This window comes from Paenibacillus sp. FSL H7-689 (genome assembly GCF_000517905.1).
Taxonomy (GTDB): domain Bacteria; phylum Bacillota; class Bacilli; order Paenibacillales; family Paenibacillaceae; genus Paenibacillus; species Paenibacillus amylolyticus.
The window spans coordinates 89,716-105,616 of record NZ_ASPU01000002.1; the positions used below are offsets into that span (position 1 = coordinate 89,716).

The window sequence follows — 15,901 nt, forward strand, 5'->3', positions numbered from 1 at the left end:
GTGTTACGAATGAATTCTAATACGGAAGGTGTAGTCATGAACATAGAAGTAATCAAAGAGTTTGTGATGCAGAACTGGCTGGTGATCGTGGTTGCATTGATCATATTGTTCTTTGTTCTGAATGTGGTCAAAACCGTATTGAAATGGGCGATTGCCATCATCATTATTGCGGCTCTACTGATATACAGCGGCATCTCCATTGATCAGATCAAACAGACAGTGACAGACGTACAATCCAGCACGATGGACACATTGAAGAAGGAAGCAACCAGCATGATGCTGAAGGAGGCTTCCAAAGCGAAATACGTCAAAGGACAGGATGGAGCGTTCACCATCACAAGTCCCAATGTGGAGATTAAGGGCAGAACTCAATCGGATAAAGTTGATGTGACCTTCCGCGGAATTTCACTTGGCGAATGGAAACTCGACAATGAAACTATACGTACGTTTGTCGAACAGGCACAGGAGAACAAAACAGCACCAGCATCGTAGTAAAGGGGGAATCGGTACGTGCTGCAGAATTGGCTGGACAGCCTGAAGGAATTGAATGGCATCACGATTATGCTGTTGCTGATTGTGGCTGCTTCATTATTGCAGGGTTGGTCCAGAGGGGCTTCGCGTTCAGCAGGCAGACTCTTTGGGTTCCTGATGGATGGCATTATGGCGGTCATCGGTATTCTGTTGTCGATCGGTTTAACGTTGTGGCTTGCGCCATATGTACAGCAGTGGCTGTCTGAGTATGCTTCAGCCATGCCTAACCGTGAGTTGAACCGGTGGGAACAGATGTATTATACGTTGGTTACGGCGATTGCAGATTTTCCGCTGATGCGGTTCGCTGTATTATTTGTACTTAGCTATGGACTCATCCGACTGATTCTCGGGTTTCTCTCTTCATTTATTTTTAGCAGCAGGCAGAGGTCAGCCGAGGAAAGTGCGCCTAAAGGTATGTTTAGTCGCTTGACGGGTGCATTCATTGGCACGATCATAGGCTCCGTCCGCGGAATGATTGTCATCGCAGTTTTGTTCATGATTGTCAGTCTTTACCCTGGAAGCATGTTCAGCCGATATGTGGAAGCATCCCCGATCTATATGCAAGGGGCCAAATCGGTTATCGAACCGTTGTCTGGCACGTTTATTAAGGACAAGCTACCCGTCTTTACGCAGGCTGTGCAGAAGGAACTGGGCGGCATCCTGCAACGCAAATATGAAGTCATCGACCACAATATTCCGACGGACATTGAATCAGCAGCGAGTGAGATTGTCAAAGGCCAATCGACAGATGAAGCCAAAGCAAGAGCGCTATACGACTGGGTAGGTTCACGTATTCAGTATGACTATGGTAAAGTGGATGACTATGAGCAAAAGGGCATATGGCATGAACAAAATCCACAGAATACATTTGATACACGCAAAGGCGTATGTATTGATTATGCCCGTCTTTATGCCGTGATGGCCCGTTCACAAGGACTTGAAGTCAAAGTTGTTACAGGACTTGGTTATAACGGCCAGGGAGGGTACGGTCCGCATGCGTGGAATGAGGTGTATTTGAGTGGTTCCGAGAGCTGGGTTCCGCTTGACCCGACATGGGCGATCAGTGGAGACTGGTTTAATCCTCCGAATTTTGCCGACACCCATCTAAAGGATCAATCAGCTTAACATTACAACGGACATGGGTCCGGAATATGACGACGTTGCCAGGTTATCATGCCGCGGAGAATCAGTTTGAGCGGTATGCATCAAGTCATGAAAGAGGTAGGATGGATGAAAAAACATTCCAATGAGAAGGATGAACTTACGGACAAACGGCGCTTCAGTTACCGAATGAACGTATTTTTCTTCGCTTCCTTTGTTATTTTTAGCGTTATTATTGTACGCTTGGCCTTTTTACAATTTGTCGAAGGGCCTGAGCTTAGTCAGGAAGAAGCAAGTAACATTACCAAGGATGTACCACTTCCTCCTGTGAGAGGCACGATCTATGATTCTACAGGTGAAGTGAAGCTGGCTTATTCTAAGCCCATTCAGTCGCTATACTTGACGCTGTATAAAAACTATGGGGATGTTGATGGGAAACCGAGTCCTAATATAGGGGAAGTGCAAGATATTGCAACCCGGTTGCATGATGTGTTTGAACAGTACAAGCTGAAGGATTCAGAGTCACTTACAGTGGAGAAAATTATAGAAGAGATGGACTTGAACTCCCGCAAAGCGAACGGTTTTATGCCACGTCTGATCAAGAGTGATCTGTCCGAGGAAGAAGTTGCTTATTTCCTACAGCACAAGGACGAGTTCAAAGGTATTCAGATCGTCGAGGAGAGTGTGCGATTCTACGATCCGGATACGGTAGCGGTTCAGACCATCGGTTATCTGAAGAAGTTCAGAAGTTCGAAGTCCTTGAACAAATACAAAGAGGTGGATGAGGCCAATAAAACGCAAACGGATCCGGGCCTGGTGTATACAGAGAATGAATTTGTAGGCTTTGATGGACTGGAACTGCAATATCAGGATGCTCTCCGCGGCAAAAGCGGATATACATCCGTTGATGTTGATTTGCGTAACTTGCCTGAAGGTGTAGCGGGTTCTACCCCGCCGCAGAAAGGGTACGACCTGATTTCCAGCATTAACAAAAACGTTCAGGTGAAAACAGAACAGGCCATTCTGGATCAGTTGAGTTGGCTTCATCGGAATCCGGTTTCCGGTAAATTGCATCCGAATGCAAAGACCGGATTTGCAGTTGCAATGGAAGTGGATACCGGGAAAATCGTATCTGCTGCGAGTATGCCGGATTATGATACCAACGTATGGAGAACTGGCGGTATAAGTTCTGAAGATTACGACAACATAAAATATATTTATCAAAATGGTACAATTCGTGGATTCCCGCCAGACGATTCAGGTAAACGGGCGGAATCTGTTGTATTGCTTGGTTCTACAATTAAACCGCTCAGTGTATTGATCGGTTTGAAAGAAGGTTTCTTTACTACAAATACCGTATATTCAGATAGAGGTTCAACGACCTTTGGTGGAGACAATCGCAGAGTGCAGAACTCATCAGGGCATGTCTATGGTGCAATGTATCCTCGTGATGCGATTCGTCATTCCTCGAACGTATTCATGATTGACGAAATTGGTAAAAAGCTTTACTCCAAGTATGGTGCAAAGGGTGTCGACGTGTGGGACGAATACATGGAGAAATTTGGGTTAGGTATCTCCACAGGTGTTGACCTGCCTAATGAATATCTTGGGCGCAAAGAATATGGTAAGGACAGCATCGAGAGTTCTTTGACCAAGCTGGTGTATGCCTCCTTTGGTCAACAAGGAAAATATACAACCATGCAGCTTGCTCAGTACACGACAATGCTGGCGAACAAAGGAAAACGGATGGAGCCACAACTGGTTAGAGAGTTCCGTGATTCGGAAGGCAACGTGGTCGAGAAAGTAAAACCGAAGGTACTCAGTACGGTGGAGTTTAACGATGCCTACTGGAATGAAGTACAACGAGGCATGGCAACTGAGGTATCTGCATTTAGCGGATTCCCTTATGACTTTGCCAGAAAAACAGGAACATCGACACAGGTAGTAGGTGGCAAACCCGTTGATAATGGGGTGTTCATTGCCTATGCACCACGTAATAATCCAAAGCTTGCTGTCGCTGTGGTTATCCCCGAAGGGGGCTTTGGTTCCAGTAGTGCGGCTCCGGTTGCACGTGCGATCTTCGATGCCTATGACGAGGAATTCGGTCTCGACGGTGTACCGAAGAAAGACAAAAATAAAGATTCAGAATCGGAATCAGGCACACAGTGATGTGAGGCATTGGTTACAGAGGGGACCCTTCATGGGTCCTCTTTTTTGTTTTTACGTGAAGAATGAATCGAAAGAGTGAACTATTTAATTGCATTAATATGTAACCATATGAGCTGTACCACGTTTATATAAGGGAAGGGTAAACGCGATCTGGAGAGCGGGACAACGTTGATATGTCAGTGTTTACATTGAAATCGGTAGATGGGGTAGTGTAAAAGTTCTGTTTACGAAAATGTAACCAAATATTGAAAGACGTGACAGCTAACCTTTGGTAGACTTGGTTGAGAAAGGATTAAAAATCGGATTGAACGCGTTCACAAGACGGATTAAATATTTTATTTTTATAGAGGAACGGGAGAGGCTTAAAACATGTTTAACCGATTGAGGAAGAAACCCATGACTGAGGAAGATACACCCGTCAACAAGCCTTCCACCGCAAGGCTGAATCTGTTTTTTTTCGCGGCATTTGTCATATTCAGTATCCTTATTTTCAGATTAGCCTTTGTGCAATTTGTGGAGGGTCCTGAACTGACGTATATGGAAACGAGTCGTAATACCAAAGACATTCCACTCGCACCTGTTCGTGGTCCCATCTATGATGCGACAGGGGAAGTCGCGCTGGCTTATTCCGAACCTGTACAGTCCCTGTATGTGCTGTTATATGAGGATTATCGGAATGATGAACGTAGACAGGAAGCAGAGGAACTGGCTCATGATCTGGCGGCTGTGTTTAAACAGTTTAATCCAGGGGATAAAGAGCAGCCGGACGGGGAAGAGATCATCAAACGATTGGATCTGGATTACCAGAAAACGTTTGGGTATGTGCCGAGACTTGTGAAGTCGGATCTATCGACCAAAGAAATTGCCTTTTTCATGGAGAAAAAAGCGGATTATCCGGGCGTTATGGTACTGGAAGAAAACATAAGAAAATATGACCCGGATGGTGTAGCCGTTCAGGTTGTGGGTTACACAAGAGAGTTCAAGCGAGCACCAGATTCCATTGCCAAATATAAGGCCATCCGTGAGGGGGCAAGTACCCAGCGTGATCCTGGTCTTGTGTACCATGAAGAAGAAAAGGTTGGCTTCGATGGGCTGGAGCTTCAATACCAGGAAGAACTCCGTGGACGAAGCGGTTACCAATCCATTGATATTGACGCACGTAATCTGCCAGATGGAACGATGTTACAAACTCCACCTGAGAAAGGCTACAGTCTGGTCTCCACCATTAACAAGGAAATTCAGATGGCCGCACAAGAGGCGATAACGGACGAATTGCGCAGACTTCCGAAGGCAATTACCGGATACGCAGTAGCCATGGAAGTGGATACAGGTAATGTGGTGGCTATGGCAAGTATGCCGGACTATGATCCGAACGATTGGGATTATGACAAAATCAAATATGTGTTCCGGAATGGAACCACCGAGTCGTTCCCACCGAATGATGCCAAGCCTAGTCGGGCGGAATCCGTTGTACTTCTTGGATCAGTAATCAAGCCGCTAAGTGTGCTGATTGGATTGAAAGAGGGATTATTTACAGCAGGAGAGACCTATCATGATCAGGGATATGCGGTTTTGGGAAAAGACGGACGACAAGTGAAGAACTCGCATTCTGCATATAATGGTTCTATTACGGCGAGAAGAGCGATTGAGAAATCCTCCAATGCCTTCATGATTGATATGGTGGGTAAACGTTTGTTACGTAATTATGGCTCAGAGAAAGGCATCGATGTCTGGCACAAACACATGCAGGAATTCGGATTGGGTGTGTCCACTGGTGTAGATCTGCCTAATGAATTTTTGGGTAGGCTAGAATATAATAATGATGACGAATCAGCTCTAACACGTTTGGCATTTGCCTCCTTTGGACAGCAAGCCAAGTACACTACAATGCAACTCGCACAATACACGACGATGCTTGCCAATAAGGGCAAACGGATGGAACCACATCTGGTGAAGGAAATCCGTGACGCGGACGGCAATGTGGTGAAAGAGATCAAACCTAAGGTGCTTAATGAAGTTGATTTTGCCGAGGCGCACTGGAATGAAGTGCACAAAGGAATGGTTACCAAAGTAAGTTCATTTGACGGTTTCCCATACGATTATGCACGGAAAACAGGAACATCAGAGCAGGGGACCGGACCGAACAAAAAAGAGAACGGTGTGTTTATTGCCTTTGCACCACGAGATAATCCGAAGCTTGCTGTAGCTGTTGTTGTACCAGAAGGTGGATTCGGGTCAGTCAGTGCTTCACCAATAGCACGAAAAATTTTCGATGCATATGATGAAGTGTATGGTCTCGATGGAACGCCGAAAGGTAAGAAAGACGAAGGGAAAGACAAAGAGTAATGCAAAAGAAACGCGGCAGATGTAGCCCTTTTACCATCATATCTAACAGGTTAATGAAGTGAACAATATATGAATTTGGACAGGCAGGGGAAATAATCCCTTGCCTTTTTTTTTGGCTTCGGATAAAATTTGCACAAGGGAAACATTATTAGTCTTGATTAAAACTTAATACCTTGTACAACAAAATTAGATGTAGACAAGTATTTTAGGAGAGGGAAAGGGGACGGTTGAATTGTTAATGGTGAAAATGAGGAGTATTCAGAGGGGGTTCATTACGCTAGCCGCTCTGGTTCTGATTGTTGTACTTACGGCATGCTCCAGTGATGCAGAGACAAGCAGTGATGGCAAGCTACAAGTAACCGCTACAACAGGAATGATCGCTGACGTAGCACGTGAGGTAGGCGGGGCATATGTTGATGTTACCGGGCTAATGGGCCCGGGCGTTGATCCCCACTTGTACAAGGCATCCCAAGGTGATATTCGCAAGCTGGAACAAGCAAAAGTCATTTTCTATAATGGACTGCATCTTGAAGGCAAAATGACAGACATTTTGGAGAAAATGTCCTCAAGCAAGCTGGTTACTGCTGTTACAGAGACTATTCCAGTCGAGGAGTTACACTCAGGCAAAGATACAGGCGGCACCGAATATGATCCACACGTCTGGTTTAACGTCAGCCACTGGATGCATGCGGCAGAAGCCGTACGCGATACGCTCGTGGAGGCGGACCCGGACCATGCAGAAGAGTACAAGGCTCAGGCAGAGGCGTATCTGGCGAAGCTCGAAGCACTGGATGCAGAGGTGCGTGAGAAGATTCTGGAGATTCCGGAAGCAAGCCGGGTATTGGTTACGGCGCATGATGCATTTGGATATTTCGGTCAGGCTTATGGCATGAAAGTGATGGGGCTTCAGGGCATCAGTACTGCAGCCGAATACGGAGCAAAAGATGTTAGCGAACTGCGGGATTATCTCGTAGATAACCATATCAAAGCAGTATTTGTTGAATCGAGTGTACCTGCAAAAGCGATGGAAGCCATCATTGCCGGAGCAGCTCAAAAAGGACATACAGTCAGCATTGGTGGAGAACTGTTCTCGGATGCCATGGGGGCTGAGGGGACGGAAGAAGGCACATACATCGGTATGATTCGCCACAATGTTGAGACGATTGTAGAAGCACTGAAATAATGAATCACAAGAAGAGAGGAGTTACAGGATTATGGAAGATACAACTTTATTGAAACAAACTCCTACGAAACTGAACAATAGTCACTTGCAGGGAACGCAGCCAACATCGGCTCCTCTTAGTGTGAGGGATCTGGCTGTTGCGTATCACAAAAAGCCGGTGCTTAGCAGCGTATCCTTCGACATCCCTGAAGGACAACTCATCGGAATACTCGGACCGAATGGTGCAGGGAAATCGACCCTGATCAAAGCCGTTCTGGGACTTGTACCGAAGATGCATGGAGAGGTACGGATCTTCGGACAATCGTACAGGGAACAACGTCGCCGCATCGGTTATGTGCCCCAACGGGAATCGGTGGACTGGGATTTTCCAACGCATGCACTCGATGTGGTGATGATGGGACGGTATGGTCATCTAGGATGGTTCCGTCGTCCGGGGAAAAAGGAGCGAGACCTGGCGGCACACTGCCTGGAGCAAGTCGGCATGGGTGATTACATGTACCGCCAGATCAGTCAGTTGTCCGGTGGACAGCAGCAACGTGTCTTTCTGGCGCGGGCACTCGTGCAAGACGCAGATCTGTATTTCATGGATGAGCCATTTGCAGGTGTGGATGCCACCACAGAGAAAGCGATCATTTCGCTTTTGGAACAGTTGAAGAAACAAGGCAAGACGGTACTGGTCGTTCACCATGATCTAGCGACAGTCGAGGAATACTTCGACCATGTGTTACTACTCAATGGACGACTGGTGGCAGGTGGACCGACAAGTGAAGTATTTGTACCGGATACACTGCAAGAGACGTACGGAGGCCGGATTGCGATGATCGGAAGCCGGACGGAGAAAGGCCAGGTGTAGTGCATGTGGAACTGGATCGTTGCCATCTTATCTGACCCCAATACACGTTGGATATTGCTTGGCTGTCTGTTGTTAGGATTCAGTAGCGGAATTATTGGCTCCTTCACCTTTCTTCGTAAACAGAGCTTGATGGGGGATACCCTTGCTCATGCTGCTCTGCCAGGGATCTGTATTGCATTTATGTTGACGGAAACGAAGTCGGTCGGATTATTCCTGTTCGGTGCTCTGGTGGCTGGCATTGTTGCTACCTTCGGAATCTCGTGGATTACGCGCTACTCCCGAATCAAGCAGGATGCGGCGATGGGAATTGTGCTGACCGTCTTTTTCGGGGTTGGTGTAGTGATGCTGACGCGCATCCAGCATGGGGCGAGCGGAAGTCAAAGTGGACTCGATAAATATTTGTTTGGGCAGGCGGCATCCATGGTCATGACGGATGTGTATGTCATGGGTGGCGTATGTCTCGTATTACTGATTGCCTGTCTTGCCTGGTTCAAGGAATTCAAACTGGTGAGTTTTGACCCGGGATTTGCACGTGGTATGGGACTGCCAGTTGCGATGTTGGAGCAGCTCATCCTGCTCTTGACGGTAATCGCAGTGGTGGCCGGGATTCAAGCCGTTGGTGTGGTGCTTGTTGCAGCCTTGCTGGTAACCCCAGCAGCAGCGGCACGTTGCTGGACCGACTCACTCGCACTGATGGTGGTATTGGCTGGCATATTTGGTGCATTGAGTGGTGCAACAGGGACTATCTTCAGTACGCTTGTACCTAATCTGCCGACAGGACCTGTAACCGTTCTTGCGGCTACGGTGTTGTTTGCCGGGTCAGCCTTACTGGCTCCGCGTCGTGGATTATTAGCTCGACGTTTGCGTAGTATTCAGGCAAAATCGGCGTATATGCGTGAAGAGCGGGCTACACTCCAGACTCTCGCCACACAACGAAATCAGCAGGAACGGGGGGAGATGTAATGGCAACGTTTTGGATTATCTTAACGGCCGTATTGGTTTCTTCCGCCTGCGCCATCCTCGGTTGTTTTCTGATTCTGCGGCGAATGGCTCTGGTCGGTGATGCGATCAGCCATGCGGTCCTCCCTGGTATTGCGATTGCTTTCCTGTGGAGTGGTTCCAGAGATTCGTTATGGATGCTACTTGGTGCAACGGTGTTTGGACTACTGACGGTGTTCTTCATACAGAGTTTGCAGGCGGGTGGACTGTCGTCTGATGCCTCGATCGGAATTGTGTTCACAGCACTCTTCGCAGTAGGGGTCATTCTGATTAGTCTGAACGCCCAGCATATTGATCTGGATCTGGACTGTGTTTTGTTCGGTGAGATCGCTTATGTACAGTGGGATACGCTAACCCTTGGAGGTACGGATGTCGGGCCGAGGGCGGTCTGGATGCTGGGTATTACTTTGCTAGTCATCCTCGTCGTTATTGGGCTGTTCTACAAACAGTTCAAGTTATGTGCCTTCGATCCGGCGCTGGCTGCGGCCTGCGGCATTCCAGTAGTGCTGTTCCACTATCTGCTCATGGGACTCGTTTCGATGACGTCCGTAGCTTCATTTGAAAGTGTTGGTTCGATTCTCGTTGTGGGCATGCTGATTGTACCTGCGGCGGCGGCTTACCTTCTCACTGATCGTCTGGGCAAAATGATTCTGTATGCCGTTCTGATCGGAGCAGCATCTTCGGTTGGAGGTTACATCATGGCATACGCCTTGGATGCTTCCATCGCGGGCTGCATGGTAGCTGTTGCTGGAATTTTGTTTGTTCTTGCACTGCTGCTGTCACCGAAACATGGCATCGTATTCCGTTACGCTCGTCGCAAAGCGGCACGTTAATTGGATTTCAAGTAGATAACAGGTGAATAAACAAAATTATATTAAGCCGTCTGCATCGCAGGCGGTTTTTTGCTTATCTGGTCGTATTACTTTTACAAGGGCAACCGGACATAACATATGCAATATAAATTGATAATCTGGCGTCATCCTGCCGATTACGGGTTATTTTGTTGCATACAGATGATCTGTGGTAAAATGTCGTTAGCTGTGACGTCCGGAGCGTCCGTTGTTACGGGTGCCGGGCGATCTTGTTGTGAAAGAATTTTTAAAATTAGATAAAGAGAACCTTTAAGTTGAACTGGAGAACCATTGTGGAACGGAGAGGGCAGAAAACCTAGAGAAGGGAAATTTGTTTATGAATTTCCTTCTTGATGTTAGGTGTTATGAGCTCTAAATACAAAGGTGATGTAGTGAAGGGGACGGAATCGATCTGAAGAAGCGATAGCGTTCGCCTTTGTCTCCGAATTTCTAACCTTTAAGAAGAGAGAATCTAGAAAATTCGGAGACAACAGCGATCGGAAGACGATCCGTACACGTAACGATTACCTCGTATAATCTCAATACACTAAAGAAAAAGGTAATTCTAAAACAAAGATACTACGACTCGAAAGGTTTTCTGCCCGCGTAGTGCCTGAATGGATATCCATGAGTTCAACTTGGAGAGAGACAACTTAGGAGGAACTACTGTATGAGTGAACTGAAATACAAATTGCTTGCATTGGATATGGATGGAACATTACTTAACGATAATCATGAAATTACACAGGAGACCGCCAAGTGGATTCAAATTGCCATTCGTCGGGGTGTACATGTGTGCCTTTCCACAGGAAGAGCCGTATTCCACGCGATGCCTTATGCAGTCCAGCTTGGACTGGAGACACCGATGGTTACTGTTAATGGTAGTGAGGTCTGGAAAGCCCCGCATGACCTGCATATGCGTCATCTGATGGACCCGGCATTGATTCGCAGAATGCAGGAAATCGGTGAAAAATATAATAGCTGGTACTGGGCATACTCCGTGGAAGAACTGTTCAATCGTGACCGCTGGACGGACAACATTGAAGGTCTGGAATGGTTGAAATTCGGCTTCAATACGGAAGTGGATGAAGTGCGTCACCAGATCATGATGGAACTGCAACAAATGGGCGGTCTGCAAATGACCAACTCCTCACCCGTTAATATTGAGATCAACCCTGCCGGCGTATCCAAAGCCAGTGGTGTAGCCGAAGTCTGCAAGCTGCTGGGCATCGAGATGTCCGAAGTTGTTGCTGTTGGAGACAGTTTGAATGATCTGGCTGTCATTGAGGCCGTGGGTCTTGGTGTAGCGATGGGTAATGCGCAGGAGCAGGTGAAGGAAGCGGCTGATCTGATCGTAGCGAGTAACAATGAAGACGGCATCGTCGAAGTGATCCGTGAACATATTTTGAAGGGGGAGTAACCTTTGCTCGCAACCGTTGCCTGGATTTTAATTGTGCTGTTGTTTGCAGTGGGGATGGCTGGAACGGTATATCCCATACTGCCTGGTGCTGTAGCGATTTTCTTCGCGTTTCTGGTCTACGGCTGGTTCTTCAGTTTTGATCCGTTTGGTGTGTGGTTCTGGATCATTCAGATTCTGATTGTTGTTGTGTTGTTTGTGGCTGATTATGTCGTCAGTGCATGGGGCGTGAAGAAGTTCGGTGGCTCCAAGTTATCAACAACGCTGAGTACCATTGGTGTTATCATTGGCCCATTTGTCATTCCGGCATTTGGACTGGTGCTGGGACCATTTATCGGTGCATTTATCGGGGAACTGATCGGAGGGTCTTCACCTTCCAAAGCGTCGAAAGTTGGATTTGGTTCCGTTGTGGGGCTATTTACGAGTACTGTGATGAAAATTATTTTGCAAATCGTCATGATTGTTTTCTTTATTATCTGGGTGGTAAGATTCGCCTAAACGTTCAGGATTAGCTTCAACGGGATGCACGTCCGGTGTGGAGGAAAGAAGGGGAATTCGTTTGTCTAAGAAAGAAACATTCATTAGGGGTACGCTCATACTGGCGGCCGCTGCACTGATCGCAAGAGTACTCGGATTGGTTCAACGGGTGCCGCTGGAGCATATCCTCGGCGATATCGGTAACGCATCGTTTACCATCTCCAATACGGTATATTTAATGCTGTTAACTGTAGCAACGGCGGGCATACCGAGTACACTTAGTAAGATGGTATCGGAACGCTATGCGCTCGGACGCGCGAGTGAAGCCCAACAGATCTACCGTGCAGCCCTGATCTTTGCCGCTGTGGCCGGGGTAGTCATGTCTGCTTTGTTGTGGTTCGCGGCACCTTATTATGCTACGTATGTGTCCAAAGTACCGGAGTCGGTCAGCGCCATTCGCGCCTTGGCTCCAGCGTTACTACTTTTCCCGGCTATTGCGATGATGCGTGGATATTTCCAAGGACGCGGCAACATGACAGCGGGTGGTATTTCACAGATTGTTGAACAGTTCGCCCGTGTAGGTACAGCCATTATCGTGGCTTATGTCATGCTGCAATGGAATTATGATGACCAGACGATTGCGGCAGGTGCTTCATTTGGTGGGGTATTAGGAAGTGTGGGTGCCTTCGGTGTCATGCTGTACTTCACCTTGAAGCTACGTCGTAGCGACCGTGCGGCCCAATTGAATTACGAGCGTGCAGAGCAGTTACCGATGCGAGGTATCTACAGTGATATCTTTAAGCTGTCTATTCCAATTGTGCTGTCTTCACTTGCGGTTCCAGCCATTAACTTCATCGATTCATCCCTTGTGGTACCACTGCTTAGTGGCCAGATCGGACTCGAAGAAGCGACTGGTGTACTTGCGATCCTGGGTGCGAAAGCCCAAAGTATTGCGGGTATTCCTCCGATTCTGGCTATCGCTTTGAGTCAATCATTGGTGCCTGTCATATCGGCAGCATTTGCCCGCAAGGATGAAGCGCATCTGAAAAGTCAGGTTACACTTGCCTTGCGCATTTCGATTCTGACTGGTATGCCGATTGTCATTGCACTTTGTGCGGCAGCGTATTCGGTCAACGGATTGCTGTTTACCAATCTGGATGGAACGCCGATCATTGCCTTGTTAACATTCGGTACCATTTTCCAGATTACGATGATGACCACCAACTCTATTTTACTAGGGGTAGGGAAACCGCGGATTACGATGATCAGTGTCGCAGCAGGTGTTGTGATCAAACTGATCGCAAGTCTGATTCTGGCGCCGATCTTCGGCATTTACGGCATCATTATTGCAACGGCCCTCTGCTTCTTGGTCATCACGTACCTGAATCTGCGGGTCCTTCGCAAAATCGTTGATTTCTCCATCATGGGAGATCGTTGGAAAGGATTTATCATTACAGTGTTGCTTGCAGCAGGTGTAGGATTTGCAACGAACTGGATTGGCAATACGATCTTTGGACTGTTCCTGCCAGTGCGTGTATCCTTCTTGCTTACCTGCCTTGTGGTTGGTTTGCTTGTTGTGGTGGTGTATCTGGTTCTCATGGTTGTGCTGCGTGTACTGCGCAAGGACGAGCTGGGCAGTTACCCTCGCATTCTGCAAAAAATTCTTCGTCCACTTATGCGTCTTCAACGTGGAGCTGGGCAAAGAGGTTAAACATGCAAGGAGCATCATCCATGCTCCAATATTTTGTGAAAATAGGATACAAGCTCTGTCTGCTATTGAAGCGGACAGGGCTTTTTGTTTAGCTAAGGAGAGCTGAGCGACTGAACTCGACATTAGCCCAGCAAGCGAGGATTAGCGGTACATCGGATATCACATCATCCGTCTTTGCCTGCTCTATATAGTCTTCAACATTAGTGTGTGATAGCTTTAGCATCATGAGCCAGTGCTGTTTTCAGCATGCCATACCGGTGTTCGTGACTCATCTCAAACAGCCATGGGCGACGCGGTGCCGTCAGATAACCGAGACAATCCCGAGTCTGAAGCCAGTCCTGTCTGGTGATCGGTTCATAAGGCGTGTCCCCCCATACGGAGAGCAGTTCCGGACTATATAATCGTTGCCCTTCTGGAAGCCATTCTTCATCCATTAGCTCCTGAGCGTATAATGTATGTTCACCCGCCTCGTCTTCACGATCAGTAAACAGGCCAGGCCAATATTCAGCGCGCGAGCCACGATGGGGAACCGAACGTGCGAACTCCAACACTTGTGTGTGTACTTGCTCCACGCCAAACAATAGAGCATATAGGCCTTTACCAAACATGATTCGCTCATCCAGTTTGCCAAAATGTTCAATGACGCGTCCTGCGAGTCCTGCTCCCCGTCCAAGAGGAAAGACGATATGATTCAGACCGGCCAGATTATGCAGATGGAATGCGGGTTTGGATAGTACTTCTTTTTGAAAATAAGGATGATGCACCACCCGGCTCTCGATATAGTTCTGCTCATTAATAATTAATGCCACACTTAGCAGTGAACTGCATCGTTCCAGCCAAAAGCGTTCCCAAAACGGCGTCATAAACGCCGATACGTGAAAGTGCGACAAGAGATGGAAACAGCTACGTCCGATCCGGCGACTGTTCATATACAGCAGAAGCTGTGGATATGCATCCTGGAAAATGAGTGCATTGCACCGCTCCAGCAGCCGATACATATGCTCGCGATCGCTTTGATTCTGTAGATTATGCATTAAGTCACTCTGAAGATCTGTCATGTGATATCCGCCGTTGCGAGAGACCATATGGGCCAGTAGTGCCCAATGCAGTTCGGGATATTGCTCATAACATTCCAGATAGGCTGCCGTGCGGGTGATATTACTCCGATTGTGCTCCTGAGTCAGTGTCTTAATCTCTTCCAGAATGATGCAATCTTCTTCGCAGACGAGTGCGCGTTGAACCTGGTCCGTGCGTGTAAAAGATTTGTTGCTGGTAGGTAACAAACGTTCCACCTCAGACTGTAAGGCAGCTGCCGTATCGGTATCCCACTCGATGTCACGCAATGGGTGACGAAGCTGTGCTGAAGCTTGCCATGCAGCCTGTTTGCCACGCCAGATTTCACGGGCAGCACCCGGAATGGAACGGACCATCTGCAGAAGGGACCCGTGATGTTGTTCGCTGGAAGAATCGGTTCTGGTGGAAGTCATGATGTGACATCCTTTCATGATGTTCTGGGTTTATTTTCACAGACCATGTGGTTATTCTAAGTATGCGCTGATTATTTGACTTCCACTCGCCAATTTGCTTCACTTAGGGTAAGACAAGGTACAGAAAGGGAGATGAACTGAATGGAACAGATTACTTCCAAACCGGCTTTTGATGTAGCCATCCAATCCCCACGTTTGACGATTGCCGTATTCAAGGCAGACTGGTGTGGTGACTGCAAATACATCGATCCGTTTATGCCTGAGGTTGAAGAGAAATATTCACGTGAACTGACCTTGATTGAGGTCGACGTGGATCAGGTTGGAACCGTTAGTGAAGAGCAGAATATTCTTGGCATTCCAAGCTTTGTGGCGTATACAGATGGCCGCGAACTCGTACGGTATGTGAACAAGCTGCGCAAGTCGAGAGAAGAGATTGAGCAGTTCCTGGATCGCGCAGTTGAGGTGTACAACACGATTCATAAATAATGTTATACAAGCTCAACTTTTACACAGGCACTCCGATGACAGAATAACCTTCCGATCGCTGTTATCCCCAGATTTCTTTGATCCCTTTTATAAAGGGGAGAAATCCGGGGATAAAGGCGAAGCATATGCTTCCGATGCAGCTTTCTTCCAGAAAGCTTTTAGCTTCGCTTCTTCTGGTTATTTCTGTCCTCTCCGTTATTGTGTAAATGTTTCATTGAACTTATATAAAAGTATGACAGGTTCATGTTGTAAAAGGGTATACTAGATGAAACGCCATTTCTCTTGAAATA

General features: G+C 47.4%; 13 protein-coding genes. 12 read left to right on the plus strand and 1 reads right to left on the minus strand.

The genetic code is table 11. The features are described 5' to 3' along the window. The first annotated feature begins 9 nt into the window (after window positions 1–9). The 11 genes from C170_RS00410 to C170_RS00460 all read left to right on the plus strand — a co-directional run bounded on the left by C170_RS00410 (window position 10) and on the right by C170_RS00460 (window position 13,638). Window positions 10–492 carry an ATPase gene (locus C170_RS00410; RefSeq protein ID WP_174806458.1) on the plus strand — a complete coding sequence of 161 codons (483 nt, stop codon included), beginning with the start codon at window positions 10–12 and terminating at the stop codon, window positions 490–492. 18 nt (window positions 493–510) lie between these two features. Continuing rightward, the gene (locus C170_RS00415; protein WP_036605735.1) at window positions 511–1,656 is read left to right on the plus strand and encodes a transglutaminase domain-containing protein; all 1,146 of its coding nucleotides are present in this window, start codon (window positions 511–513) and stop codon (window positions 1,654–1,656) included. Between the two features lie 105 nt (window positions 1,657–1,761). Then, window positions 1,762–3,801, plus strand: a complete 2,040-nt coding sequence (locus C170_RS00420) for a peptidoglycan D,D-transpeptidase FtsI family protein (protein WP_036605736.1) — start codon at window positions 1,762–1,764, stop codon at window positions 3,799–3,801. Window positions 3,802–4,197: 396 nt separating this feature from the next. After that, entirely contained in the window at window positions 4,198–6,147 is a 1,950-nt protein-coding gene (locus tag C170_RS00425) for a peptidoglycan D,D-transpeptidase FtsI family protein (protein WP_200868481.1), read from the plus strand. Window positions 6,148–6,385: 238 nt separating this feature from the next. Further along, window positions 6,386–7,330 carry a metal ABC transporter solute-binding protein, Zn/Mn family gene (locus C170_RS00430; protein WP_051446911.1) on the plus strand — a complete coding sequence of 315 codons (945 nt, stop codon included), beginning with the start codon at window positions 6,386–6,388 and terminating at the stop codon, window positions 7,328–7,330. A gap of 31 nt (window positions 7,331–7,361) precedes the next feature. Beyond that, window positions 7,362–8,183 (plus strand): metal ABC transporter ATP-binding protein, encoded by an 822-nt coding sequence (locus tag C170_RS00435; protein WP_235193917.1) that lies wholly within the window; start codon window positions 7,362–7,364, stop codon window positions 8,181–8,183. Window positions 8,184–8,186: 3 nt separating this feature from the next. Next, the gene (locus C170_RS00440) at window positions 8,187–9,146 is read left to right on the plus strand and encodes a metal ABC transporter permease (protein WP_017692397.1); all 960 of its coding nucleotides are present in this window, start codon (window positions 8,187–8,189) and stop codon (window positions 9,144–9,146) included. Continuing rightward, on the plus strand, window positions 9,146–10,015 hold the full coding sequence (locus C170_RS00445; RefSeq protein WP_036605739.1) for a metal ABC transporter permease: 870 nt from the start codon (window positions 9,146–9,148) through the stop codon (window positions 10,013–10,015). The genes C170_RS00440 and C170_RS00445 overlap by 1 nt, the downstream gene beginning before the upstream one ends. Before the next feature lie 688 nt (window positions 10,016–10,703). Next, window positions 10,704–11,453, plus strand: a complete 750-nt coding sequence (locus tag C170_RS00450; protein WP_036605740.1) for a Cof-type HAD-IIB family hydrolase — start codon at window positions 10,704–10,706, stop codon at window positions 11,451–11,453. A gap of 54 nt (window positions 11,454–11,507) precedes the next feature. Continuing rightward, on the plus strand, window positions 11,508–11,948 hold the full coding sequence (locus tag C170_RS00455; protein ID WP_051446930.1) for a DUF456 domain-containing protein: 441 nt from the start codon (window positions 11,508–11,510) through the stop codon (window positions 11,946–11,948). Window positions 11,949–12,009: 61 nt separating this feature from the next. Continuing rightward, the gene (locus C170_RS00460) at window positions 12,010–13,638 is read left to right on the plus strand and encodes a putative polysaccharide biosynthesis protein (RefSeq protein WP_036605742.1); all 1,629 of its coding nucleotides are present in this window, start codon (window positions 12,010–12,012) and stop codon (window positions 13,636–13,638) included. A 200-nt stretch (window positions 13,639–13,838) separates the two neighbouring features. On the opposite strand, the gene C170_RS00465 is transcribed toward C170_RS00460, so the two are convergent. Then, window positions 13,839–15,125, minus strand: a complete 1,287-nt coding sequence (locus tag C170_RS00465) for a DUF2515 family protein (protein WP_036605743.1) — start codon at window positions 15,123–15,125, stop codon at window positions 13,839–13,841. 141 nt (window positions 15,126–15,266) lie between these two features. On the opposite strand from C170_RS00465, the gene C170_RS00470 reads away from it, so the two are divergent. Further along, window positions 15,267–15,611 carry a thioredoxin family protein gene (locus tag C170_RS00470; RefSeq protein WP_036605744.1) on the plus strand — a complete coding sequence of 115 codons (345 nt, stop codon included), beginning with the start codon at window positions 15,267–15,269 and terminating at the stop codon, window positions 15,609–15,611. Window positions 15,612–15,901: the final 290 nt, after the last annotated feature.

Coding starts and splice junctions, on each gene's coding strand:
- C170_RS00410 (WP_174806458.1), top strand. CDS start 10: ATGAATTCTAATACGGAAGGTGTAGTCATGAACATAGAAGTAATCAAA.
- C170_RS00420 (WP_036605736.1), top strand. CDS start 1,762: ATGAAAAAACATTCCAATGAGAAGGATGAACTTACGGACAAACGGCGC.
- C170_RS00425 (WP_200868481.1), top strand. CDS start 4,198: ATGACTGAGGAAGATACACCCGTCAACAAGCCTTCCACCGCAAGGCTG.
- C170_RS00430 (WP_051446911.1), top strand. CDS start 6,386: ATGGTGAAAATGAGGAGTATTCAGAGGGGGTTCATTACGCTAGCCGCT.
- C170_RS00435 (WP_235193917.1), top strand. CDS start 7,362: ATGGAAGATACAACTTTATTGAAACAAACTCCTACGAAACTGAACAAT.
- C170_RS00440 (WP_017692397.1), top strand. CDS start 8,187: ATGTGGAACTGGATCGTTGCCATCTTATCTGACCCCAATACACGTTGG.
- C170_RS00445 (WP_036605739.1), top strand. CDS start 9,146: ATGGCAACGTTTTGGATTATCTTAACGGCCGTATTGGTTTCTTCCGCC.
- C170_RS00450 (WP_036605740.1), top strand. CDS start 10,704: ATGAGTGAACTGAAATACAAATTGCTTGCATTGGATATGGATGGAACA.
- C170_RS00455 (WP_051446930.1), top strand. CDS start 11,508: ATGGCTGGAACGGTATATCCCATACTGCCTGGTGCTGTAGCGATTTTC.
- C170_RS00465 (WP_036605743.1), bottom strand. CDS start 15,125: ATGACTTCCACCAGAACCGATTCTTCCAGCGAACAACATCACGGGTCC.
- C170_RS00470 (WP_036605744.1), top strand. CDS start 15,267: ATGGAACAGATTACTTCCAAACCGGCTTTTGATGTAGCCATCCAATCC.